This is a genomic window from Levilactobacillus cerevisiae (assembly GCF_003946245.1).
In the GTDB taxonomy this organism is placed as follows: domain Bacteria; phylum Bacillota; class Bacilli; order Lactobacillales; family Lactobacillaceae; genus Levilactobacillus; species Levilactobacillus cerevisiae.
The window spans coordinates 1-25,855 of sequence record NZ_RHNN01000007.1 but is presented as its reverse complement, the minus strand read 5'-3'; the positions used below and the strand labels follow the sequence as shown (position 1 = coordinate 25,855).

Below are 25,855 nucleotides of genomic sequence, written 5' to 3'. Positions count from 1 at the left end.
AGCCCCGACGATGGAAACGGGCGAACTTAACTAGTCGAAACACATCTGTGAGTTGATTGTCTGAAGTTAGTAAGATGATCCGGGGTAGCCCGTTATCGCTGGAGTTGCTAGCAACTCGCTGAGGTTTTCGTAGTGATATGAAAACAAACAGAGGTGGAACCACGATGTGATCGTCCTCTTAGGTCTTTGGACCTAGGAGGGCGTTTTTTATTTCCCGCCAAAATCAGCGCTTGTCAGCAACTCGTTGAGTCGGCGTGGCGTGAGCCCGTCGAGAACATGAGGTGGCACAGCGTTGAGACGCCCTCTTGAGAAGATATTTCTTGAGAGGGCTTTTTTTGTTGCTAAAGGAGGAGAATTGTTATGCACTATGTTAGTCAAATTTTACCATCACTAATTTCCGGAACCGGAATGACGTTATCGATATTCTTCTGGACCATTATTATTGCGATTCCGTTGGGAATTCTGGTAGGGTTGGGAATGACCACCAACTTCAAGCCGTTGACCTGGCTCATCAACATCTACGTTTGGCTGATGCGGGGCACGCCTTTGTTACTGCAATTAATTTTTGTTTTTTACGGTTTACCCATTATTGGCGTTGTCTTCCAACGGTATGACGCGGCGTTGTTCGCGTTCATCCTGAACTACACGGCGTACTTCGCTGAAATCTTCCGCGGGGGCCTACAAGCCATCCCCGAAGGCCAGTACGAAAGCGCACGGGTCTTGCGGTTAACTAACTGGCAAACGCTGCGCAAGATTGTGATTCCCCAAGTGGTTAAAATTGTGTTGCCCTCAATTGGTAATGAAGTCATTAATTTGGTGAAAGATTCCTCCCTGGTCTACGTGATTGGGTTGGGTGACCTGTTGCGGGCCGGTAACGTGGCTATGGCGCGCGACGTCACGCTAATCCCAATGTTGTTGGTCGGCGTGATCTACCTGCTACTGACGGCCGTTTGTACGTTGGTCTTGAAGCGTATGGAAAAGCACTACAGTTATTGGCGTTAAGGAAAGGATGGTCCTAACATGTTAGAACTCAAAGGTATTACGAAAAAATTTGGTGGCAAGACCATCTTGGACAACATCGATTTGACGGTCGAGGACGGTAAAATTTTAACGATCGTTGGCCCATCTGGTGCTGGTAAAACGACCTTGCTGCGGTGTATCAGTGGTTTGGCGTCGGTTGATGCGGGCCAATTTCTCTTGGATGGCAAGGCATTCGACCCGGCGACTAACCGAGATAATGCGGCGGTCATTGGCGTCGTCTTCCAGGACTATCAACTCTTTCCTAACTTGACCGTTCGGCAAAATGTGACCTTGGCACCCACGATGGTGTTGAAGCAAGCCAAGCAAGACGCCAACGAAGAGGCTGACCGGTTGCTGACCCAACTGAACCTACGCGACAAAGCTGACCTGTTCCCATATGAGTTATCCGGGGGCCAGAAGCAGCGGGTGGCCATCGTGCGGGCACTGGCCATGCACCCGAAGCTACTGTGTTACGATGAACCCACGTCAGCGTTGGATCCTGATTTACGACGGGAAGTCCAACAGATTATTGTGAAACTCCGGGACGAGGGAATCACACAGATTGTGGTCACCCATGACATTCCGTTTGCTGAAGCAATTGCTGACCAGATGCTTCGCGTGGAACCCAAAGACTAAGGAGGCCGCTTGATGAAAAAATTCAGACGTTTTTGGGCCTTACTGGTCGTCGTGGTGGGACTGGGCAGTGTCTTAGCGGGCTGTGCCAACGTGACGGAACGGGCAAACACGGCCGACACCTGGTCGACAATCCAAAAGAAGAAAAAAGTTGTCGTGGGTCTTGATGATAGTTTCGTGCCGATGGGCTTTCGCCAGAAGAGTGGCAAGCTCGTCGGCTATGACATTGACCTGGCCCGCGCCGTTTTCAAACTCTATGGCGTGAAGGTTGATTTTCAATCCATTGACTGGAGTATGAACGTGACGGAGCTGCACAATGGCACGATCGATTTGATCTGGAATGGCTTTTCCGTGACGCCGCAGCGGGCCAAGCAGGTGGCCTTTTCCGACACCTACTTAAACAACGACCAGGTGCTGGTCACCTTAAAGAAAAACAAGATTAAGTCGTACAAAGACATGACGGGTAAGGTTTTAGGCGCTCAAACGGGATCGTCCGGAGCCAATGACATTGAGGCGTACCCGAAGCTGTTGAAGAACCGCATCAAAAATCACGAGGCGGTCACTTATGATTCCTTTACCAACGCGTTCATTGACCTGAACGTTGGCCGAATCAAGGGCTTGTTGATCGACAGTACTTACGCCAACTACTACATCAAACACCAGGCTCACCCTGAAGATTACCGGGTAACGGTCGGTAGCTTGCCCAAAGAAGAGTTCGCCGTCGGGATGCGGAAGGGCGATGTGACCATGCGCAAGAAAATTAACGCGGGGTTGAAGCAGTTGGCGGCCAACGGAACGCTGGAGAAAATCAACGAGAAATGGTTCGGCAGCAACGTTGACACGCCGCTTCTGTCTAAAAAGTAATTCTGTATTCGACTTAAAAGACTGTGAAATAGGGGAACGCTGCGACTAGCGGCCCTGGCCGGCTTACCGTGCGCCAAATTTAGGTGGGAATTTAAGGATTTTCAACGAGAGTGGTCATTGATTCCATCGACTGGAATCAGTTACCGCTTTTTTCAGTTAATGGTGTCGGCGTCACAATTTAATTCATATTTGCGAGTGGTTGCTTGTATTTATCGCTGGGTTCCCTTAGAATTAAACACCGATACGCTTGGTCCAAGTTAAGAACCCAGAGTGTGGTTGTTGGCTGATTTTTACGGCCCAATGAGCCCGCCAGACCAAGCGGATAATTTGCTAGAGGAGGCAATTGCGCGTGCATTTTCGCATACGAGACGGGGTAACGCTCGACCTGTTACCCACAAAACAATTTAAAACAATTGGCATGAAGGTGGACTTTGTTGCGCCACTGACGGCCACGGCGATTACCGCGCGAGCCCTATTGGCGCAGGTACTGGAGACCAGTACGGCCGCATATCCAACCCAAACGGCACTGGCCCGGCAGCTTTCTCGCTTGTACGGTGCCAGCTTTGGCATCAGTGTCGTTAAGCTGGGGACGAAGCATGTGATTCGCTTGACCTGCTCAGTCGTTGACGAACAATATTTAGATCAATTTGCGGATCAGACCCCGTTATTTGAACAGGGGATGGCCTTGTTAAAAGCTGTCTTGTTCGAGCCACTTTTACCCAATGGGCAGTTTGACCCAGCAACCTTTACGCAACAACGGCAAAATTTATTAACTGCGATTAAATCATTAGACGATGACAAGCAATACCTGGCCAATCGTCGTTTACAAGAATTGTTATTTACCGGCCAACCAGCACAGGCAATGAGCGCTCTGGGCGACACCACCACGTTGGGGGAACTCAGTGCGGCGGACGTCCTGGGGACTTACCACGACATGCTGGCCAACGATGCCATTCACGTGGCAGTGGTCGGTGACGTTACTGAGGAGCGGGTTCAGGCAGCATTGGCAATTTGGCCTTTGACCGACCGCACCGTTACCGATGACTCACCTTACTACCGGTGGGAACAGCGGGATCAGGTTCAATCGGGTGACGATTTGGCTCCCGTTGTCCAGGCAAAATTAAACCTGGCTTACCGCTTACCCGTCTACAGAGATGACGCTGATTTTGTGCCGGCCGTGGTCTTTAACGCGGCCTTTGGCGGCTCACCGCTGTCCTTACTCTTCACGAACGTTCGGGAGAAAGCCAGTTTGGCCTACTATGCCAGCAGCTCCTACAATCCGTTTACCGGAACCATGGGCGTTCAGAGCGGGATTCAGGCGGAAAACCAGGAGCAGGTGATTGCCATCATCGGTGAGCAATTGGCTGCCTTGCAACACGGCGAGTTAAGCACAGACCTGTTGGCGGAAGTAAAAGCCAGCCTGCTCAATGCACGTTTGGCGGGACTGGACAGCCCCCAACGCAAACTCGTGGGCCTGTTGAATAGTGAACTGACCCATTTGACGGAACCCTTAGAAGTGTGGCAGAAAAAATTAGCAGCGGTGACAGTCGCCGACGTGCAGCGCGTGGCGCAACAGGTCACGCTGCAGGCGACCTACTGCTTGCATGGAGGTGATCAGGATGCTGAGTAAAGAAACGTACGACCGCTTGGGAGAAAACGTGTACCAAACCAAGCTGGCTAACGGCTTGCAGGTTATTCTGGTGCCGAAGACCGGATTTCATAAAACCTTTGCTGTCATGACCACGGACTACGGTTCCATGGATAACGAGTTTGTCCCGCGTGGGCAGACGGAACCGGTCCGGTTTCCAGACGGCATTGCCCATTTTCTGGAACACAAACTTTTTGAAAAGGAAGATCACGACGCCTTTGACCTCTTTGGCCAATACGGGGCGAGTGCTAACGCCTTTACCAGCTTCACGCAAACCAGCTTTTTATTTGCGACGACGAGCCATCTGCACGAGAATCTGGATATCCTCTTGGATTTCGTGCAACAGCCGTATTTCACGGCTCAGACGGTGAACAAGGAAAAGGGCATCATTGGCCAAGAAATTCAGATGTACGATGACGATCCCGGTTGGCAGAGCTACTTTGGCATGATTGGGCAATTGTATCCGCGTGAGCCGCTGCATATTGATATTGCCGGGACCGTTGCGTCCATCGACAAGATTACGGCAGACGACCTGTACGCGGCCTACAACACGTTCTATCATCCTAGCAATATGAGCCTGGTCATCGTGGGACAGTTAGATCCCGAAGAAACGTTGGCTTGGATCACGGCGAACCAAGACGGCAAGACCTTTGGCCCGGATGAGCCAATCAAACGGGTACCGTCACCACAGACACCGGCCGCCGAAATTGTGCCCGCAACGACGCGGCATTTGACGGTCAATCGGCCTAAGGTCAGCATTGGCTTGCGGGGCTACGAAGCCATTCCTGCGGGTAAAGCGGGTCTCAGTTACAGTGACGCCATCTCGTTAGCCTTTGATCTTTTGTTCAACGATACCAGCGATAATTACTTGCGGCTGTATGACGCCAATGTGATCGACGATAGCTTTGGCTACGACTTCCAGGTACAACGGGGTTCACACTTCGCTCAGCTTGCCGGAGATACGGACCAGCCAGAATCTTTTGTCAGTGAACTAACTACTATTTTAAATGATGCGCCAGCACAACTATTGGCTGCCAGAGAGCAGTTTGAACTCGTGAAACGGGAAGCGATTGGACGGACGATTGGGGCGATTAATTCGGTCGAAGCCATCGCCAATCAGTACGATGGGCCGCTATTTGGCGGGACCACCATCTTTGATGAATTGGCCGCTTTGGAAGCCATGACCTTCGCAGATGTTCAGTCCGCTATGGCGAAATTTTTAAGTGCCAGCCGGCAAACGGTTTACACGATTTTGCCCTAACGGAGCTTAAGAAACCGTTAAATCCTGAATTCTGGGTGTTGTGGCTAAAAATGACGCGGTGCCTATGCTATACTGCATATAGAGAAATTTTGAACAGGTGGAGAATTAAATCATGAGTGATAACAGCAAAATTACATTGGGAAAAACGCTGCGTGACGCGCGGATTGCGAAGGGGTACACCCTAGATGACCTGCAACAGACAACGAAGATTCAGAAGCGTTATTTGATTGCCATTGAAGATCAAAACTTCGATGAGTTGCCTGGGGACTTTTACGTGCGGGCATTTATTAAGCAGTACGCCGATATGGTTGATTTGGATGGCGCCGAACTGTTGAAGCAATTTGACAGTGCGTTGCCAAGTACGCAGACGCAAGAGTACGTGGATAAGGTCAACGAGAACAATCCGGAGACCCGTTCCCAACAGCGACAGGTCGATGAACGTTACGTGAAATTACGGCGGACAATTCCAGTTGTGGGCATTGTCATCGTGGTTTTGGTCATCCTCGTGGGTATTTGGGTTGCCGCATCCCATAACGGGAGCAGTACGACCAAGAACAACGTTGATAGCAGCTCCGTGAGCGTTTCCGGCAGCAGTTCTAACAAGACACAAAGTAGCAGCAAGTCTTCGTCTTCTAAGAAGTCCTCTTCCAAGAAGGCTAAGACGGCTAGCTTCAAGAAGTTGAGTTCAACGACTTCTGGCTCAACTTGGGAAATGTTAAACGCGTCTTCCAAGCCGAAGATGAGTTTGTCAGCGACAACCAGCGCTTGGATGTCCGTGACGGCTAACGGCTCGACCGTTTGGCAGGGGACGTTGTCTTCTACCACGTCACACTCATTGACGATTCCAAGTTCAGCAACGAGTGTCACGCTGAAGTTTGGGAACGCGCCAGCTACGTCCGTGAAGGTTGACGGGAAGAAGTTCAACTTCACCTCGGCTACCAGTACCAGCAGTGCTTCGAGTTCAAGCAGCACGACGGGGACCACGACTACGACGTCTAGCTCAAGTACGACGACCACGTCTTCACAAGTACAAACTGTGACATTGGAATTTAAGTAAGACTCAAGGCGGGTCGGTCCGTGGCGACCGGCGCGCCTTTTTTCGTTGGTAAATTTAAGGAGGAATTTTTCGTGAACCTACCCAATCGCTTAACCATCATGCGAATCATCCTGATTCCGGTATTCTTATTGTTATTAGTCCTACCCCTGAACTGGGGACAAGTTACCTGGCTGGGTACCACAATCCCCGTTACCCAAATTTGGGGAGCCTTAGTGTTTGCCGTGGCGTCCATCACCGATTTCTTGGACGGCCAAATTGCTCGGCGTAACCACTTGGTGACGAACTTTGGTAAATTCGCTGACCCGCTAGCAGATAAAATGATTGTGATGACCGCCTTCATCCTGTTGGTGGCCATGAACGCTGTCCCCGCTTGGGGTGTGGCCATCATCGTCTGCCGAGAATTGGCTGTGACCGGACTGCGCCTGATCGTGGTTGAAACGGGTGGCAAGGTGTTAGCCGCTGCCTGGCCGGGTAAGATCAAAACGACCACGCAAATGGTGGGGATTATCTTGTTACTGCTGAACAACATTGGCTTTAGCAGTCTGAACATCCCAATGGCGTTAATCTTCTTCTACATCTGCCTGTTCTTCACGATTTACTCTGGAATCGATTACTTTGTCCAGAACCGCCAAGTCTTCGCTGAATCCTCGGCGGAATAGGTGGCTACTGGGTATCGATTCTGAAATGACCATTAAAATTAAACTATTCAGATAACTGTGGGTGTCACTGGTGCGTTTGTTGGCTGGCGATGCGCACAGTTTTTTTTGATTTGTGAGGTAATATTAACCAGATTGGGAACGATTGTGGTAGGATTTTACTACGGGTGTTTATCTGGGACTGCTTGTTCGAGGCACCGATGACTGGTGACAATCAGTAGTACTGGTGTCCGATAAGCAGTTGATTTGCCAGCGACACGCAAAGTTTTTTAAATTAATTTGGCGAAAAATAAAATAAATCGCGTTTCATTACGGAGTTAACTTTAAGTCACCCAGGAGGGGTCAGCATGCAAGCGGAAATTATTGCCGTCGGAACTGAAATTTTATTGGGACAGATTGTCGATACCAACTCGGCCTTCATTGCCCGTGAATTGGCCGAAGCCGGCATTGAGGTCTATTACCATTCACTGGTGGGCGACAACGCTGATCGACTGACTGCGGTGGTGAATCAGGCCCGTTCTCGTAGCGATTTGGTGATTATTAGTGGCGGCTTAGGACCGACCAAGGATGATTTGACCAAGCAGACGGTGGCGCATTTGCTGGGCGTTAAGCTGATTGAAGACGCGCCAGCAATGGTGAAGATTCGCTGCCACTTTGCAACTGCCGACCGGCCCATGACGCCTAACAACCGGTTACAGGCGCTTTACCCTGAAGGGAGCCAACCACTCAAGAATCGGACTGGCATGGCTGTGGGCGCCTTTTATCAGGATCCTAACGCGGCTGACATCATGTTACTCCCTGGACCACCCAGTGAGACGGAGCCGATGTTTGTTGAACAGGCGGTCCCGTTGCTGAAGGCCACCTACAATCGTGACGAATATTTGGTGTCGCGGGTGCTGCGCTTCTTTGGTATTGGTGAGGGGCAACTAGTCACGGTCTTAAGCGACCTGATCGATGGGCAGAGTAACCCGACGATTGCGCCTTACGCCAAGGTCAACGAGGTGACGCTGCGACTGACGGCTCAAGCACAGGATGAAGCAGCGGGCACCAAACTTCTCGACCAGATGACCGCGACCATTAAGGGCCGGGTCGGGGAGTACCTTTACGGCTATGGGGATGAGAACAGTTTGGCCGCCGTGGTGGTCAACGACATGATTGCCCGGGGCCTGACCATTACCGGTGCTGAGAGTCTGACGGCCGGCAAATTTCAGAGCACGCTTGGTGATGTCCCGGGTGTCTCCGCGATTTTTCCTGGGGGCTTCGTGACGTATGCCAACTCGGCGAAACATGACCTCTTGGGCATCCCACAGGAAATCATTGACCGGGATGGTGTGGTTAGTGCGGCCACGGCACAGCAAATGGCGGAGCGGTCCCGGGCTCTATTGGATACAGACTTTTCACTGAGCTTTACCGGTGTGGCCGGTCCGGATGCGTTGGAAGGCCATCCGGCAGGGACCGTCTGGCTGGGCTTGGCGCAACGAGGCCACGAACCACGGGCCCGGCTGGTTCACCTGACGGGGACGCGCGCGGCCATTCGTGAACGGTCGGTGATGACCGGATTAGACTGGTTACGGCGTGTTCTGAACGGATTGAAATAAAGGGGAACTTTTGTTCTATTTTTACTTGCTTTTTACGAACAAAACCCGTATAGTGTTACTTGGATATTGATGCAACGAAGGAGGATTTGGATGGCTGACGAACGACAAGCAGCGTTAGACAAAGCGCTGAAGAAAATTGAAAAAGATTTTGGTAAAGGCTCGATCATGCGGCTAGGTGACAACAGTAACCTGGACATTGAAACCGTACCATCTGGCTCGTTGGCCCTTGATGTGGCCTTGGGTGTTGGTGGTTACCCCCGTGGACGAATCGTAGAAATCTACGGACCAGAATCATCTGGGAAGACGACCGTGGCGTTACATGCCGTAGCGGAAGTTCAAAAGCGGGGCGGAACCGCAGCCTATATTGATGCGGAAAACGCCTTGGATCCGGCTTACGCGACATCTTTAGGGGTTAACATTGACCAATTGCTATTGTCACAACCTGATACCGGTGAACAAGGATTGCAAATTGCGGATGCCTTGATCTCCAGTGGGGCCGTGGACATTGTGGTTGTCGACTCCGTTGCCGCACTGGTTCCCCGTGCCGAAATTGAAGGGGAAATGGGGGACGCTCACGTGGGGTTACAAGCCCGCCTGATGTCCCAAGCTCTCCGGAAATTATCTGGAACGATTAATAAGACGAAAACAATTGCACTTTTCATTAATCAAATTCGTGAAAAAGTTGGGGTTATGTTTGGTAACCCTGAAGTGACTCCTGGTGGTCGGGCTTTGAAGTTTTACGCGACGGTTCGTTTGGAAGTTCGTCGGGCAGAACAAATCAAGGACGGAACCGATGTCATTGGTAACCGCACACGAATTAAGGTCGTCAAGAACAAGGTTGCGCCGCCATTCAAGCGGGCCGAAGTTGATATCATGTACGGTAAGGGGATTTCCCAAACCGGTGAATTAATCGACATGGCCGTTGAAAAGGATATCGTGGACAAGAGTGGTTCTTGGTACTCTTACGGTGAGGACCGAATTGGTCAAGGCCGTGAGAACGCAAAGAATTACCTGTCGGACCACCCTGATACAATGGCTGAAATTAACCAACGGGTCCGGGCCGCTTACGGTGTCGGCGAGGGTGATGAGGCCGATGCAGCGACCGCCAAGAAGACGGCAGCTAGCAAGGATAAAGAAACCAAGACCGACAAAAAAGAGACTAAGGCTACTGCGACGCCACAAAAGGCGAAAGCTAAGCCAGAGCAAAGTGAATTAATTCCAGACAAGGATGCAACCAAGCCTGGGAAGTAGACCTGAAGCGTTAACGGCCCATGAGAGGCGGTTGACGCTTTTTGTGTTGATTGGTGCTTCTTTAAAAAATTAGTGACGGCATACTTTCAAGAATGTGGGAGAGCCCGGCAAATTCAGATAAATTCTATGAAAGCGTGAAGAAATCGGCGCAGACCCATCAGTTTCCGGTGAGTTTAGTTGACAGCGTTCATGGCAACCATTAAAATTGAAGTTGCGTCAGTTATCAAATCAACATCTTAAAAAGTCTGATTTTAAAATTAGTCATTTTTGATGATGCGGAGGTGGAATCATGAGTGTTCCAATTATAATCCTCGCAATCATCGCTATCGTTGTTGGTGTTGTGGGCGGGTATTATTTTCGTAAATCTGTCCACGAGCGAAAGCTAGATGTAGCTAAGTACACTGCTGAAGGTGTACTGGCTGAAGCTAAGAAGCAAGCTGAGACTGCCACCAAGGAATCTTTATTGGAAGCCAAAGAAGACAGTCATAAGTACCGTGCAGAGGTCGAAACCGAGCTGAAAGAACGTCGTGCCGAAGTTCAGAAGCAAGAAGACCGCTTGATTCAACGAGAAGAAACGTTAGACCGGAAAGATAACTCTCTGGAAAAGCGCGAAAATTCTTTGAATCGTCGGGACAAGAAGCTAAGTGCTGAAGAGCAAAATTTAGCCAAGAAACAGCAACAAGCAGACTCACTGATTGAAAAACGCCAGGCCGCGGTGGAAACCGTAGCCGCTTTATCCCAGGATGATGCACGGGACCTGATTATTTCTGAAGCCAAGACGGCTTTGGCGGGTGAACGCGCAAAGATGATTAAAGAGAGCGAAGAAACGGCGCGCAAGACGGCTGAGGCAAATGCCAAAGACCTGATTGTGTCCGCCATTCAACGCAGTGCCGCCGATATGGTGACTGAAACCACGATTACCGTGGTTACGTTGCCAAACGACGACATGAAGGGCCGCATTATTGGCCGTGAAGGACGGAATATTCGGACGTTAGAGACGTTGACTGGGATTGACCTAATCATCGATGATACGCCAGAAGCCGTCGTCTTGAGTGGCTTCGACCCGTTACGGCGAGAAGTTGCCAAGATTGCTTTGGAGAAATTGATTCAAGACGGGCGAATTCACCCGGCACGAATCGAGGAAATGGTCGCAAAGGCCAAAAAAGAACTGGACGAACATGTCCGGGAGCTTGGCGAGCAAGCAACCTTTGATCTGGGGATTCATTCCATGCATCCCGAAATGGTCAAACTGGTTGGTCGCTTGAATTTCCGTATTTCTCATGGGCAAAACGCGTTGGCCCATTCAATCGAAGTTGCTAAGATCACTGGGGTTTTGGCTGCTGAATTAGGTGAGGATGTTACGTTAGCAAAACGTGCAGGATTATTACATGATATTGGTCGCGCTGCGGAGCATGATGATGATAGTTCGTACATCACAACGGGCATGGAACTTGCTAAAAAGTACCGTGAGAGTTCCGTTGTGGTTAACGCTATTGCAGCTCAAGCAGATCAAACGGCACCGCAATCCGTGATTGCGGAACTGGTTAGCACCGCTGATGTTATTTCAGCGACGCGGCCAGGCGCACGCTCAGATTCTCTGGAAAGTTACATCCACCGGTTGGATAAGCTGGAAACCATCGCCAATGCATTTGACGGTGTCGACCATAGCTTTGCCATTCAGGCGGGACGAGAGGTTCGAGTTATTGTGCGGCCCGAGAAGATTTCCGATACGGATGCCGTTGTCTTGGCACGCGACATCAAGAAACAAATTGAAGGCGACTTGGATTATCCAGGTCACGTCAAAGTTTCCGTCATCCGGGAAGTCCGGTCAGTTGAATATGCGAAATAATTCAGAGATGAGTCTGGGACTAAATCCCCAGGCTCTTTTTGGTATTTACCTAAAGGTTGAAACTTAAATTGTCGGGAGACAACGCTGAATCTTGGCATCGTTGTCTAAAACTGCCGGCTTACCGTTCGCAAAATTTAGGCTGGAACGCTGTGGGTAGGACGCCGGCAGCCTGTGAGGCGGTCTGCCTGCTCGCTTTGGACCGCACGGACCGCGTTTCAAAGTCGCCATTTTCCAAGAAGACCACATGGAAAATCCCACGGCTGAGCCTAAATTTGGTTCACTCCCGCCTACGTAGATTGTCACCAATTATTGCGGATGAACGCCGTCATTCCAGCGATGTGCACACCAATGTCACGGTGAAAATCAACCGTAACCGAAGGAGGACAGAGATGGAGGCAGCTGTGTCGACGGTGTTAGCTGGGAACCAGCTTACAGCGTGGGACGTGTTTGGAGACTGGCGGTTTGTGCCAGGCTTCAAACCGAGCCGGAGGACCGCCCCTCAGGCCGCAGGCGGTCCTCACAGCAGTCGGAATCTCTGGCAGCCGCAGGTGGCAATTTCCAACCAACCTTGTGGCAGGAGTCTCTGTTAGCTGAAGTGCTTGATTCAGATTTAACTCACGCAGAATTAGACGAAGCATGGTAAAATAGAGGTTATTTAATAGAACTGGTGAACAGCACCAGGCGGGCCGAAACGGTCTAGATAGGGGAACGAAGATGCGAATTCTGTTTGTTGGTGACGTTGTAGGAAATATTGGTGTGGACATGATTCATGAGTACCTGCCACAGTTAAAGCGGGACTTGAAGCCCCAGGTCACCATCGTTAACGGGGAGAACTCAACCCCCGTTGGTCGCGGTATCAGTCAAAGCATTTACAAACAAATTTTAAAAGATGGCGCCGATGTGGTGACCATGGGAAACCATACCTGGGACAACGCCGAGCTGTATGACTTCATCGGCGGGGCTAACCGCTTGGTTCGGCCCGCTAACTTCCCTGGCGATACACCGGGGCAGGGCTGGACAAAGGTCAAAGTGAACCAGCAGACCCTAGCCGTGGTCAACATGCAGGGACGGGTCTTCATGAATCCCATGGATGACCCCTTTGCCAAAATGAAAGAACTCCTGCCAGAACTCGACACCGACTTTGTCTTCGTGGACTTCCATGCAGAAACGACCAGTGAAAAACGGGCCTTCGCCATGCGCTACGATGGCCAATTGTCAGCCGTTGTCGGCACCCATACCCATGTGCAGACCAGTGACGCCCAGGTTCTCCGTGGTGGGACGGCCTTTATGACCGAAGCCGGGATGACCGGTCCCGCCGACAGTGTCTTGGGCATGCAGGCCGACAGTGTGATTGAGCGCTTTGAGAACCAACGGCCAACCCGTTACACGGTCCAAGAAAAGGGCGCAGGCCTCTTATCCGGCGCCGTGATTGACCTGAGTGATAAAACGGGACACGCGAAGAGTATCAAGCCAATCCTGATCAGCCCCCAACACCCATACCAAAGCTAAACGATAACGGAAGGATGAACCATTTTCCATGACGAAAACGAACACGACGCCCATGATGGTGCAATATCAAAAAATTAAAGACCAGTATCCCGATGCCTTTTTGTTCTACCGGCTCGGGGACTTTTATGAAATGTTTAATGACGACGCCGTCAAGGGTTCCCAACTCTTAGAGCTAACCTTAACGACGCGGAGTCACAGCGCAAAGAATCCAATTCCGATGTGTGGCGTTCCCCACAAGGCCGTTCAGAGTTATATCGATATTTTGGTCGATCAAGGCTATAAGGTCGCTGTTTGTGAACAAATGGAAGACCCTAAATTGGCCAAGGGCATGGTTAAACGAGAAGTCATTCAGTTGGTGACCCCCGGGACACAAACCGATACCGGTGCGGCTGGTGCCAAGCGAAACAACTATTTGACGGCACTGACCATGAGCGAAAAGAACCAGTATGGCTTGGCCTATACCGACCTGTCTACCGGTGAACTCAAGGCCGCTGAAATTACTGGTACTGATCCGGTCTTGAATGAATTGATGAGCCTTCAGACCAAGGAAGTTGTGGTCGACGGCACAGTTGACGAGGCGTTGACGGCGCGGATGACCCAGTTGGGCATGATGATTTCCAGTCAACCGGACGTCCAGGCTAGTTCTGAGTTGAGCTATGTTGAACAAGACGTCCAATCTGCTTTACTCAAACAAGTTGTCGGCGTGCTGGTCACCTACGTCACAGTTACCCAGAAGCGGAGTCTCGCGCATTTACAACGTGCCGTGGCCTACAAGCCAACTGCCTTTTTAAAAATGGATCATTCGTCACAAAGTAACTTAGAAATCACCCAGAACCTACGAACCAAGAAAAAATCCGGAACACTCTTGTGGCTATTGGACCAAACCAAGACAGCCATGGGGGGCCGGTTACTCAAACAGTGGCTGGACCGGCCGTTGATTGACCAGGGCCAGATCGAAGAACGCCAAGCCAAAGTCGGCGCGTTACTCGACCACTATTTCGAACGCAATAATTTACAAGAAGAATTGGTGAAAGTGTATGACCTGGAGCGGTTAGCTGGCCGGGTAGCCTTTGGCAGCGTTAATGGCCGGGATCTGATCCAATTGCAAACGTCCTTGGAACAGGTGCCCCAGATTCAGCACACGATTGAAGAATTGGATGAGCCGGTCTTTGACGACACGTTGGCTGGCTTGGACCCAGTCGAGGATGTGGCCGAAGCCATTCGTGCGGCAATCGTTCCGGAACCGCCAATCTCCGTGTCCGATGGTGGCGTTATTCGTGATGGCTTTAACGCCCAACTGGACGAATACCGGGATGCCATGCGCAACGGGAAGACCTGGTTGGCTGAGATGGAAGCCCGCGAGCGAGAAATTACCGGGATCAACAACCTGAAGATTGGCTATAATCACGTTTTCGGCTACTACATCGAAGTGACCAAGGTTAATTTGGATAAATTGCCCGCCGACCGCTATGAACGTAAGCAGACCTTAGCCAACGCCGAACGGTTCTCAACCCCCGAGTTGAAGGACAAGGAACGCTTGATTTTAGAGGCCGAGGAAAAATCCGTGTCCCTGGAATACAAGTTATTCGTTGACCTCAGAGAACAGGTGAAGACGGCCATTACGCGGCTCCAAAAATTGGCGGCGACCATTGCCAGTCTAGATGTGCTGCAGAGTTTTGCCGTGGTCAGTGAAGACTATCACTTTGTGAAGCCAACCCTGATCAAGGGCCATGATTTGCAGATCAAGCAGGGCCGTCATCCGGTGGTGGAAAAGGTGTTGGGCCGGCAATCTTACGTGCCGAACGACGTCAGCATGGATGAACAGACCAACATTTTACTGATTACCGGACCCAACATGTCCGGGAAGAGTACGTACATGCGCCAGTTAGCGTTGACCGTCATCATGGCGCAGATGGGCTGTTTTGTTCCAGCCGAATCCGCCCAGATGCCAATCTTTGATCAAATTTTCACCCGAATTGGGGCGGCCGATGACCTCATTTCCGGTCAGAGTACGTTCATGGTCGAGATGCAAGAGGCCAACCACGCGTTGAGCCAGGCCACGGCCAACAGTCTGATTTTATTCGATGAAATTGGGCGGGGAACCGCGACCTACGACGGCATGGCGCTGGCCCAGGCGATTATTGAGTACGTGCACAACCGCGTGCACGCCAAGACGTTGTTCTCAACCCACTACCACGAGCTGACCGCGCTGGATGAGTCTTTAAAGCAATTGCGCAACGTTCACGTCGGGGCCGTCGAGCAGAATGGCGACCTGGTCTTCTTACACCAAATGCAACCGGGGCCCGCGGACAAGTCTTACGGGATTCACGTCGCTAAATTGGCGGGGATGCCAGCTAAGTTGTTAGACCGCGCGGAAGTTATTTTAGAGGACCTGGAGCAGACGGCTGAGCAACAACCGCTAGTGGCGCCGGAAACGGCAGATTCGTCGGAACAAGTGCCGACACAGCCTGCTGAGCCGGCAACGGTGGCTGAGACACCTGAAACGGCACCGCAACTAGCAGATTCCGAGGCAGCTGAAACGGCCAAGCCTACGGAAACAACCCCCGAAGCTGCCGCGGATCAACAGTTATCATTGTTCACGGATGAGCCAGAGTTGAACCCCGCGCAGGCCAAGGTCCTGGCACAGATTGCGGACCTCAACCTGATGGGGATGACCCCAATGGCGATTATGAATCAGGTCTACCAATGGCAACAGAGGTTAGCGAAAAAGTAGCATTTTAGCATAAGGATAGCGTAAGAGAGGAAGGGTCGTTGATGGCCAAAATTCATGAACTAGCGTCGGTCTTAGCCGACCAAATCGCCGCGGGTGAAGTCGTTGAACGACCGGCATCCGTGGTCAAGGAACTGGTGGAAAACGCAGTCGATGCCCACAGCCAGCAGATTGACATCACGGTTGAAGAGGCTGGGTTACAGCGGATTTCCGTGGTTGATGATGGCGACGGCATTGCGGATGAAGATAGCGAAATGGCTTTCAAACGCCACGCCACTAGCAAGATTACGGATCGGCGGGACCTCTTTCGAATCAAGTCACTGGGCTTCCGGGGTGAGGCGCTGCCTAGTATTGCGTCCGTGGCCGACGTGACCCTGACGACTTCCACCGGTGGCGTGGGGACCTTGATTCACAACGTGGGCGGCATTATCAAGGAACACACTGCGGCCGCCGCACGGAAGGGCACCACGGTCACGGTGAAGGACCTCTTCGGCAACGTTCCTGCGCGCTTGAAGTATTTGAAATCGCCAGCGACCGAGTTGGCACGAATCACGGACATTGTGAACCGGTTGGCCTTGAGCTACCCCAACGTTGCCTTTTCTTTGGTGCACAACGGTCGGGAGTTAACACGAACGACCGGACGGGGAGACCTCCAACAGGTGATTGCCGGCATCTACGGCGTGCAGAGCGCCCGGAAGATGGTGGCCATCAACGGCAAGAATCCCGACTTTCAGGTGAGCGGCTACGTGAGCTTACCCGAACTGACGCGGGCGAGTCGCCAATACATTTCCCTGCTGCTGAACGGCCGGTACATTCACAATTTTCAGTTGAGTAAGGCCTTGGTGGCAGGTTACGGCTCAAAGTTAATGGTCGGCCGCTATCCGTTGGCCGTGTTGGATATTAAGATGGACCCCTTGCTGGTCGACGTGAACGTTCACCCAACCAAGCAGGAAGTCCGGATCAGTGAGGAACCCGAACTGACCCAATTGATTCAGGACACGGTGTTCAAACGGCTTTCACAGGAAAATTTAATTCCGGATGTCTTTGACGAAATTCCCACGAAAACGCGGGAGACCCGCTCGACGGATCAACTGACGATGGCGTTAAACGACGTCTCAGCTAAGTACGAGATGTCGGCCCGAACGACGGTCCCCGAGCCGCAGCCAGAAGAAAGTGCGGCGCCAACAGATACCGTCGCGCAGAAGTCTTCGGCGGCGTCCGAACCGGCGGAGACCACGCCGACGCCCGCTGCTGGACCACAACCATTGGAAACGCCGGAGGAAGTGCCGGTCGAGCCAGTGGTTGTCCATGATAAGCACGATTTTCAGTTGCCAGCTGTTCAAGCATTTGATGAAAAATATCAAACGGAACAAGTGGCGGCACCCTTGGGTGGGCGTGCGCCGGTGAAGCAAGAACCCCTCCCGGAGGCTGACTTACGGGCACCGGAGCCGCCAGCGCAGCGTTTCCCACAGTTGCGGTACCTGGGGCAAGTGCACGGGACTTACCTGTTGGCGGAGGCGGACGATGGGCTGTATTTAGTCGACCAACACGCCGCGCAGGAACGGGTCAACTATGAATTTTACCGGCAAGCGATCGGCGAGGTCAGCGATGACGAGCAGAAATTGCTGGTGCCAATCGTTCTCGATTACCCGACGACCGATGTGTTGGAACTGACCAACCACATCGAAACGCTGGGCAGTGTCGGTATTCATCTCGAGTCGTTTGGACCAAATAGTTTCATCGTGCACGAACACCCAACCTGGTTCAAGGCCGGTCAAGAGACCGATACCATTAAAGAAATGATTGATTGGGTACTCAACGACGGGAAGATTTCCGTGGCGGCCTTTCGTGAGAAGACGGCCATCATGATGAGCTGTAAACGGGCCATCAAGGCCAATCATCACTTGGACGATCAACAGGCGCGGGCACTGTTAGTGAAGTTAGCCACGGCTGAAAATCCGTTTAACTGTCCTCACGGGCGGCCAGTGCTGGTGCATTTCACGGATCAGGACTTGGAGAAGCTGTTCAAGCGGATTCAGGATCCACACCACTCCGGCGACGACTGGGGAGAATAGGTAGTTGGGGTTGCCTGCGGCAGCTAAGGACCACACCTATGGGGACCGACCGAAGCCAAAAGGCGGTCTTCGGTCTCGCTTTGAGCCTGAAAAGCACAGTCTCAAAGTCGTCCCATGAAGTAAGTCGGCAAAGGACGCCAACTAACTTCATCGACACAGGTGTGCTCCTTAGCTGCCTCCGGCGTCGACTACCTATTCGCGTGTTTTTAAATTCTGTAATAGAATGAGTCGGTTTTGATTGAGGAACGCCTGAAGCCAAAGGGCGGTCTTCAGGCTCGACTTGGAACCTCAAAGAACGAGTTTCCAAGTACGTCCCGTGGCGTAAGCTGCCAAAAAACAGCAGCAAACGCCACCGACACAGGTACCGAACCTGACAGCCTCCAGCAAAGATTATTCCAGACTGGGAAACTGTTTCCCAACTGTTGCTTGTGGCAGCTAAGGACTACACCTATGGGGACTGACCGAAGCCGAAGGGCGGTCTTCGGTCTCGCTTTGAGCCTGAAAAGCACAGTCTCAAAGTCGTCCCATGAAGTAAGTCGGCAAAGGACGCCAACTAACTTCATCGACACAGGTGTGCTCCTTAGCTGCCTCCGGCGTCGACTACCTATTCGCGTGTTTTTATTATTATGTTTTTCTAGTTGAACATTTATGGCGAATATGTATTTTAAATTGCGTCGTTCATGCTTGCTGTCGTGAATTGGTAAGCATTTATGACAGCTGTGTCTGACAAAAAACGACAAGCGTAGCAGTCTGGTGGGGCCTGATGGAGCCGGAGGTAGTTAGGTACCGAACCCTGTGAAGGTGGTGTTAGACTGGGCGATCTTTGCCCAGCCTTACAGCACGGACCGCGTTTTGAGACTTGCGGGCTTAGCAAGGCTTAAAACCGAGTCTAAAGACCGCTCCTCAGGCTTTAGACGGGGTCCCACAGGGTGAAGCGTACCTAGACTACCGCAGGTGGAATCAGACCCCGCCAGACCGCGGGCAGAATCGGGTCCTGTCAGACCGCAAGGCGGAATCAGGTCCACAAGCGGGCGCAAGTGTGGTACAATTTACGAAGCAAACATATGTTTTCCTAAAGGAGATTAACCGGCATGTACGAATACCTTCATGGCACGATTGCGGCGGTCTACCCGGACCACGTGGTCGTGGACGTCAACGGGGTGGGTTACCTGGTGAATACCGCCAATCCTTACCGTTACGCAGTAGGCACCGCGGCGGTAACCATTTACGTTTACCAGGCAGTGAGCGACTCAGCGCAGACGCTGTATGGCTTCGCGGACTTTGCCGAGAAGCAACTATTTTTGAAATTAATCAACGTTAACGGGATTGGCCCCAAGAGCGCTCTCGCCATCCTGGCCAACCCTGATCACCAAGGCTTGATGCTGGCCATTAAGACCAACGACGTCAGTTTCTTGATGAAGTTCCCGGGCATTGGTAAGAAGACGGCCGGTCAAATTGTTTTGGATTTGCAAAATAAGTTGGACGACTTGGCACCCGCTGACGATGGGACGTTGTTCACGCCCGAGGAAGTCGCGACGGGTGAGGGTGATCCACAATTGGACGATGCGATTGCGGCTTTGACGGCGTTAGGCTACAAGGCTGCTGCGGTTAAGAAAGTGACCCCCCAGCTTCGGAAATTTGCTGGTCAATCGACCAATGATTATCTCAGCGAAGGACTGCGTTTACTGACCGAATAAGTGTGAAGGGAGGCTGACTCATGGCTGATGATGAGCGGATCGTGTCACCGGAACCATCTGATGACAACGAAGATTCAATTGAAAAATCACTGCGCCCCCAGACACTGGCCCAATACATTGGCCAGGATCCAATCAAACACGAACTTTCCGTCTACATTCAGGCGGCTAAACAGCGGGAAGAATCGTTAGACCACGTCCTGTTGTACGGCCCCCCTGGTTTAGGGAAGACGACACTAGCGATGGTGATTGCCAATGAGATGGGCGTTCATATCAGAACGACCAGCGGACCGGCCATTGAAAAGCCAGGCGACCTGGTGGCCCTGTTAAACGAGCTCCAGCCGGGTGACATTTTATTTATTGATGAAATTCACCGGTTACCCAAGATTGTTGAGGAAATGCTCTATTCAGCGATGGAGGATTTCTACATCGACATCGTGGTCGGTCAGGGGCCTACTGCCCATCCCGTCCATTTTCCGTTGCCGCCATTTACCCTGATTGGGGCGACGACGCGGGCCGGCTTACTGTCAGCGCCGCTGCGTGATCGGTTTGGAATTGTGGAGCACATGGCCTACTACGAAACGGCGGACTTACAGGAAATTGTGACCCGCTCGGCGGATATTTTTAACACCCGGATTGCCACTGAGGGGGCCCACGAGATTGCCTTGCGTTCGCGGGGCACGCCACGGATTGCGAACCGCCTGTTGAAACGGATTCGGGATTTCGCAGAAGTTTCGCCGGACCACACCGAAATTGACTTGGCGATTGTGAACCATGCGCTGACCCTGTTACGGGTGGACGCCGCGGGACTGGATGCCACGGATATCAAGCTGCTATCCACGATGGTTGACTACTACGATGGCGGTCCGGTTGGCTTGAACACCTTGGCGGCCAACATCGGTGAGGAAACGGAAACGGTGGCGGCCATGTACGAGCCCTACTTGCTCCAACGCGGTTACCTCAAGCGAACGGCTCGGGGGCGGGTTGTCACGGCTACGGGGTACGCGCACCTCGGGCGACCATTGCCTAATTCCGAGGGCCAATCTTAGGTCGAGACGGCTAATATTTTCAGAAAATCGGCGATAATGCCGAACATCCAAAGAATTTTTAGAAATAATTGGACGGATTCCTTGGATTCTGGTAAAGTTGTCCAATAGATAGTAAATAAAGGGGTGAACAAACGTGTTCGAAAATTTAATGATCGGTGCCGCTGCCGGCGGTTACTCAACGTTACTGATTTTAGTTGTTTTCTTGGTGTTGATGTATTTCTTGATGTTACGTCCACAACAAAAGCAACAAAAGAAGCATCGTGACATGATGAGCGAACTTAAAAAGGGCGACCACGTCATCACGATTGGCCGGTTACACGGTGTGATCGACGAAATCAACGACGCTGACAAGACTGTAACCTTGGATTGCGACGGAATCTACTTAGTCTTTGACTTACGGGCCATTGCCCAAGTAACTTCCCAAGCACCACAAGCCGTTACGGCCCCAGCCGCTGCTGAGACTGCCACTAGTGAAGCTGCTAGCGACGACCAACCAGCTGAAAGTGCCGCTGAAGAACCAGCTAGCGAAGCCGCTGCAAGCGACGAACCTGCTGAAAAAACTGACGACGAATCAGCTAAATAATGTGTTAAAAAGTTCGGTCTCCCTGAGGCCGTTTTTTTTCGGCTAAAATTTGCGGTTACGACGGTGGGGTGTTGGGAATTGCCTGGGAATTAGGAGCGTTTTCGATTGAAGACAAACGTTTGTTTGGGTATAATTTAACTAATAGTTGGTGTTAAACGTGAGGGAGGGGTGGCCGTGGTACCGGAAAAGTATACGCAACGAAAAATTATTCACGTCGATATGGATGCTTTTTACGCGTCGATTGAGGAGCGCGACCACCCTGAATTCAAAGGGCATGCGCTGATCATTGCCCGTGACCCCCGGACCACCGGCGGGCGGGGCGTCGTGACGACAGCGAATTACGTGGCCCGACAGTTGGGCGTGCACTCCGCCATGAATGCCAACGAGGCCTTTAAGCTGGCGCCGCATGCGACCTTCAAAACGCCTGACTTTCCCCACTACCGGGAGATTTCGGATCAAATTCACGCCATCTTCCACGAGTACACGGATAAGATTGAAACGGTGGCTTTTGACGAAGCCTACCTGGATATTACGACCAATAAAAAGCAGATTCAGTCGGCGGTTCAAGTGGCCCACGAGATTCAAGTAGAAATTTTCGAGAAGACCCATCTGACCTGTTCAACCGGCATTTCGTACAGCAAGTTCTTGGCCAAGGAGGCGTCAGATTTTCGCAAGCCGGTGGGGGTCAGTGTGATTCTGCCTGAGGACGCGCACGACTTCTTGATGGCTTTGCCAATCGAGCGTTACCGGGGCGTGGGCAAGAAGACGGTTCCCAAGATGCACGAGTTGGGAATCCTGACGGGCGCCGACCTGTATCAGAAATCACAATTAGAGTTGATTCACGACTTTGGTAAATTTGGGTACGTGCTCTATCAACGGGTGCGCGGCATTGATGAACGGCCGGTTGAATATCAACGGGAGCGCAAGTCGATTGGCAAGGAGCGGACGTACGGGCCACCACTATCGTCCGCGGGTGAGGTCGAGGCACAACTCCAGCGGCTAGCGGAAATGGTTGCCGTTACCGTCAAGCAAAAACAACGCCACGGCAAAACGTTGGTGTTAAAGCTCCGGGACAGTGATTTCAACACCATCACGAAGCGGGTGACTCAAACAGATTTCATCGCCAATGACGCCAACGTCTACTATGACTTGGCCTTAGACCTTTACCACAGTGTGGCGGGAGATGACGAGCAAGTGCGCCTGCTGGGCATCACCCTGACAGGACTGGCGGCACAAACGTTTGAGAATGTGCGGTTACCGTTGTTTGAGTCGGATGAGGAAGAGTAGCCCTCTTGAAATTGAATTAAGTCGGGCAAGCAAAAACGTTTAACAACATGCCAAGTATTTGGCAGCTCCGATTGATACCAATTAGTTGGTTAATTAAAGACGATTGATAAAAATTTAATTTTATCAGTGCGGGCTAAACGCGTATGAGCCGCAAGGAAAATCAAAATGGGCTCAGCCGGGGGATTCTCAAATTAGGTCTGTTAATTTGAGAATGGCGACTTTGAAACGCGGTTCATTGCGGTTCGAAGCGAGTCTGAAGACCGCCTTTCAGGCTTCAGACGTCCTACCCCCAGCGTTCCAGTCCCATTTTGATTTTCCTGGAGGCGTATTCATAGCAGTTTAGCCCGCAACCTGGCGGAGTTTTATTGATATTGGACGGCAAAACTTGTATACTAAAACGCGGTATCGACGCGTCTTGGTCGAAAAAATCGGATAGAAAACGGGTGAATTCATGGCTATTGAAGCTGCCATTTTAGAAGAAATCAAGAAGTATCAAACGATTATTATTCACCGTCACCAACGGCCTGACCCCGACTGTATCGGGGCGCAACTGGCTTTACGGGACATTTTACAAGCGAGCTTTCCGAATAAAAAAGTCTTAGCAGTGGGTAAGCATTACCCCGGCTTCGACTGGATGGGGCAAGCTGACCAAGATGTTGCGGATGACGTCTATCAGGGTGCGTTAGTGATTGTTGTGGACACGGCTAACCAACCTCGAATCGACGATGAACGGTGGTCCACGGGGGCTGCCCTCATCAAAATCGACCATCATCCCAACGACGATGCCTTTGGCGATATTCAGTGGGTGTTGGATCAAGCGTCCAGCACGTCCGAAATTATTTACGACTGGTACGCCAAAAACCAAGCGGATTTAACCATGCCTGACGATGCGGCTCGACTACTTTACGCCGGCATCATTGGCGACACTGGGCGTTTCATGTACCCAGCGACGTCACCCAACACATTTGCGGTTGCCAGCAAGTTGTTAACGTACAACTTCTCGATGACCGCTGTGAACCAGGCTGAGGATGAAATTTCCCCAGAAATGGCGCGGTTGTCCGCTTACGTTTACCAGAACTTAGAGATTCTGCCTAGTGGGGCGGCTTATTTAAAGCTGACCGATGAAATTGTGGAATCGTTTGGCCTCGCTGCCAGCGATTCGACGTCTGCCGTGGTTCCATTACCCGGCAAGATTACGTCGGTGGTTGCCTGGGCCATTTTCGTTGAAGCGAAGGACAAGACTTTCCGCATTCGGTTGCGGTCTAAAGGCCCGTCCATCAACGGCTTGGCCAAGAATCACGGTGGGGGCGGACATGCCCTAGCCAGTGGCGCTGCGGCCCAAGATCAAGCAGAAATCGACCAAGTTATTCACGAGCTCGATGAGTTAGTGGCTAACACTAAAGGAGAAAATGAATGACCGCAGATTTTAAACAATTCAAGTTGCAGCCGTACTTAATGACGGCCTTGCAAAAGATTGGTTTCACGACCCCAACCAAGGTGCAGGAAAAATTAATTCCTGTGATTGCGTCGGGCAAAGACGTCGTGGGCCAATCCCAGACTGGGAGTGGGAAGACGCACACGTTCCTCCTGCCTATTTTTAACCAGTTGACGTCAGAAAACCAGGTTCAGGCCGTGATCACCACGCCAAGCCGGGAATTAGCTTACCAAATTCATACGGCAGCGGAACAATTAGCTGCGGAATCCCCATTTGAAATTCGGATTGGGAACTACGTCGGGGGGACCGACAAGAAGCGCCAAGTTGAAAAGCTGCGGCACTACCAACCCCAATTGATTATTGGGACGCCCGGCCGGGTTATGGATTTGATTCAGTCAGACGCTTTGGACGTGCACACCGCGCGCCAATTTGTTGTGGATGAAGCTGACATGACGTTGGACTTGGGTTTCTTGGACCAAATCGACCGGATTGCTGGGCGGATGCCTAAGGACTTACAAATGATGGTCTTTTCGGCGACGATTCCCCAACGCCTGAACCCATTCTTGAAGAAGTACATGAACCATCCCGTTGTTGAAGAGATTCCAACCGACACGATTATTTCTGACACGGTTGATAATTGGTTGATCTCCACCAAGGGGCAGAACCGTAATCAATTGATTTACCAATTGATTACCATGGGTGAACCTTACCTGGTCCTGATTTTTGCCAACACCAAGACGCGGGTCGAACAGATCCATGACTTCTTACAGGCACAAGGTATGAAGGTCGCCATGATTCATGGGGGCATCAAACCCCGTGAACGGAAGCGGGTCATGCGTGAAGTTAAGAACTTGCAATACCAATTTGTAGTCGCAACTGATTTAGCTGCGCGGGGAATTGATATTGAAGGGGTCTCACACGTGATCAACGATGATATTCCAGAGGACCTGGATTTCTTCGTTCACCGGGTTGGCCGGACAGGTCGCCAGGGGATGCACGGGACAGCCATCACGCTGTACTCACCAGACGAAGAAGCCAAGGTTGCTGAAATTGAAGCGATGGGCATCAAGTTCCAACCCAAGCGGATCAGCAACAATGAAATCACGGACTCCTACGACCGGAACCGCCGGACTCACCGGAACAAGAGTACGGAAAAGCTTGATCCAGGTTTGATTGGTTTCGTCATGAAAAAGAAGAAGAAAATCAAGCCAGGATACAAGCACCAAATCAAGCAAGAAATTCACCGCAGAAAAGACCAAGAAAAACGAATTGCCCAACGTCAAAGCGCTAGAAATGAGCGGAAGAGACGGAAGAGTGAATCGGATAGATATAAGTAGAGTGCGGAACAGGGCGATTAGGTCCTGAGCATTAGCGGGAAGAGGAGTCTCAGTCGGCAGCGCCGACTGGGGCTCCTCTTTTTGCTAAGCGCAGGGACCTGCCCTGTGTAGCACGTTTCGGAAGCTGCCAGGATCAGGATATAAGGGCGAGAGAAAGATTAACGAACTAAGCCAGTAGAATCAACAAAGGCCGAAGCTGGGACGTCCTTATTTTTCTACCATTAGTCAAGTACTAATCCCAGTTTAATCATGTTTCTTTTAGATGTGGTTCAAGTTATCGTTTAGGAGGAGTGTGAGCTGAAGCGAATTAGTACTGAA

19 protein-coding genes and 1 other annotated feature (1 of these 20 cut by a window edge) are annotated in these 25,855 nt (G+C 51.5%); all 19 genes read left to right on the top strand.

Annotated features, from left to right (window positions below):
* Window positions 1-181, top strand: a binding site (T-box leader) (it extends 47 nt beyond the left edge of the window).
* A gap of 179 nt (window positions 182-360) precedes the next feature.
* The 19 genes from EKM99_RS04245 (at window position 361) to EKM99_RS04155 (ending at window position 25,537) form a co-directional block, all read left to right on the top strand.
* Complete coding sequence (locus tag EKM99_RS04245) at window positions 361-1,002, top strand: amino acid ABC transporter permease (RefSeq protein WP_125581276.1); 642 nt, start codon at window positions 361-363, stop codon at window positions 1,000-1,002.
* Between the two features lie 18 nt (window positions 1,003-1,020).
* The gene (locus EKM99_RS04240) at window positions 1,021-1,656 is read left to right on the top strand and encodes an amino acid ABC transporter ATP-binding protein (protein ID WP_125581274.1); all 636 of its coding nucleotides are present in this window, start codon (window positions 1,021-1,023) and stop codon (window positions 1,654-1,656) included.
* A 12-nt stretch (window positions 1,657-1,668) separates the two neighbouring features.
* Entirely contained in the window at window positions 1,669-2,517 is an 849-nt protein-coding gene (locus tag EKM99_RS04235) for an amino acid ABC transporter substrate-binding protein (RefSeq protein ID WP_125581272.1), read from the top strand.
* 349 nt (window positions 2,518-2,866) lie between these two features.
* Complete coding sequence (gene yfmF, locus EKM99_RS04230) at window positions 2,867-4,147, top strand: EF-P 5-aminopentanol modification-associated protein YfmF (RefSeq protein WP_125581270.1); 1,281 nt, start codon at window positions 2,867-2,869, stop codon at window positions 4,145-4,147.
* Window positions 4,140-5,426: an EF-P 5-aminopentanol modification-associated protein YfmH gene (yfmH, locus tag EKM99_RS04225; RefSeq protein WP_164511523.1), complete on the top strand. Its 1,287-nt coding sequence runs from the start codon at window positions 4,140-4,142 to the stop codon at window positions 5,424-5,426. The genes yfmF and yfmH overlap by 8 nt, the downstream gene beginning before the upstream one ends.
* 112 nt (window positions 5,427-5,538) lie before the next feature.
* Entirely contained in the window at window positions 5,539-6,483 is a 945-nt protein-coding gene (locus EKM99_RS04220; RefSeq protein ID WP_125581266.1) for a helix-turn-helix domain-containing protein, read from the top strand.
* Window positions 6,484-6,554: 71 nt separating this feature from the next.
* The gene (gene pgsA, locus EKM99_RS04215; RefSeq protein ID WP_125581264.1) at window positions 6,555-7,142 is read left to right on the top strand and encodes a CDP-diacylglycerol--glycerol-3-phosphate 3-phosphatidyltransferase; all 588 of its coding nucleotides are present in this window, start codon (window positions 6,555-6,557) and stop codon (window positions 7,140-7,142) included.
* Between the two features lie 344 nt (window positions 7,143-7,486).
* Window positions 7,487-8,737: a competence/damage-inducible protein A gene (locus EKM99_RS04210; protein WP_125581262.1), complete on the top strand. Its 1,251-nt coding sequence runs from the start codon at window positions 7,487-7,489 to the stop codon at window positions 8,735-8,737.
* Window positions 8,738-8,827: 90 nt separating this feature from the next.
* Window positions 8,828-9,988 carry a recombinase RecA gene (recA, locus tag EKM99_RS04205; RefSeq protein WP_225419784.1) on the top strand — a complete coding sequence of 387 codons (1,161 nt, stop codon included), beginning with the start codon at window positions 8,828-8,830 and terminating at the stop codon, window positions 9,986-9,988.
* A 289-nt stretch (window positions 9,989-10,277) separates the two neighbouring features.
* On the top strand, window positions 10,278-11,837 hold the full coding sequence (rny, locus tag EKM99_RS04200) for a ribonuclease Y (RefSeq protein ID WP_125581260.1): 1,560 nt from the start codon (window positions 10,278-10,280) through the stop codon (window positions 11,835-11,837).
* 714 nt (window positions 11,838-12,551) lie between these two features.
* Window positions 12,552-13,346: a TIGR00282 family metallophosphoesterase gene (locus tag EKM99_RS04195; RefSeq protein WP_125581258.1), complete on the top strand. Its 795-nt coding sequence runs from the start codon at window positions 12,552-12,554 to the stop codon at window positions 13,344-13,346.
* 28 nt (window positions 13,347-13,374) lie between these two features.
* Window positions 13,375-16,080, top strand: a complete 2,706-nt coding sequence (gene mutS / locus EKM99_RS04190) for a DNA mismatch repair protein MutS (RefSeq protein ID WP_125581256.1) — start codon at window positions 13,375-13,377, stop codon at window positions 16,078-16,080.
* A 41-nt stretch (window positions 16,081-16,121) separates the two neighbouring features.
* Window positions 16,122-18,152 (top strand): DNA mismatch repair endonuclease MutL, encoded by a 2,031-nt coding sequence (gene mutL, locus EKM99_RS04185; RefSeq protein ID WP_125581254.1) that lies wholly within the window; start codon window positions 16,122-16,124, stop codon window positions 18,150-18,152.
* A 1,091-nt stretch (window positions 18,153-19,243) separates the two neighbouring features.
* A complete protein-coding gene (gene ruvA / locus EKM99_RS04180; protein WP_125581252.1) occupies window positions 19,244-19,849 on the top strand; it encodes a Holliday junction branch migration protein RuvA in 606 nt (201 codons plus the stop codon).
* A gap of 20 nt (window positions 19,850-19,869) precedes the next feature.
* The gene (gene ruvB, locus EKM99_RS04175; RefSeq protein WP_125581250.1) at window positions 19,870-20,895 is read left to right on the top strand and encodes a Holliday junction branch migration DNA helicase RuvB; all 1,026 of its coding nucleotides are present in this window, start codon (window positions 19,870-19,872) and stop codon (window positions 20,893-20,895) included.
* Between the two features lie 148 nt (window positions 20,896-21,043).
* Window positions 21,044-21,478, top strand: coding sequence for a preprotein translocase subunit YajC (gene yajC, locus EKM99_RS04170; RefSeq protein WP_164511522.1), 435 nt, complete (start codon window positions 21,044-21,046; stop codon window positions 21,476-21,478).
* 174 nt (window positions 21,479-21,652) lie between these two features.
* Entirely contained in the window at window positions 21,653-22,765 is a 1,113-nt protein-coding gene (dinB, locus tag EKM99_RS04165) for a DNA polymerase IV (protein WP_225419783.1), read from the top strand.
* A 451-nt stretch (window positions 22,766-23,216) separates the two neighbouring features.
* Window positions 23,217-24,182, top strand: coding sequence for a DHH family phosphoesterase (locus EKM99_RS04160; protein WP_125581246.1), 966 nt, complete (start codon window positions 23,217-23,219; stop codon window positions 24,180-24,182).
* On the top strand, window positions 24,179-25,537 hold the full coding sequence (locus tag EKM99_RS04155) for a DEAD/DEAH box helicase (protein WP_125581244.1): 1,359 nt from the start codon (window positions 24,179-24,181) through the stop codon (window positions 25,535-25,537). The genes EKM99_RS04160 and EKM99_RS04155 overlap by 4 nt, the downstream gene beginning before the upstream one ends.
* The last annotated feature ends 318 nt before the right edge of the window (window positions 25,538-25,855 follow it).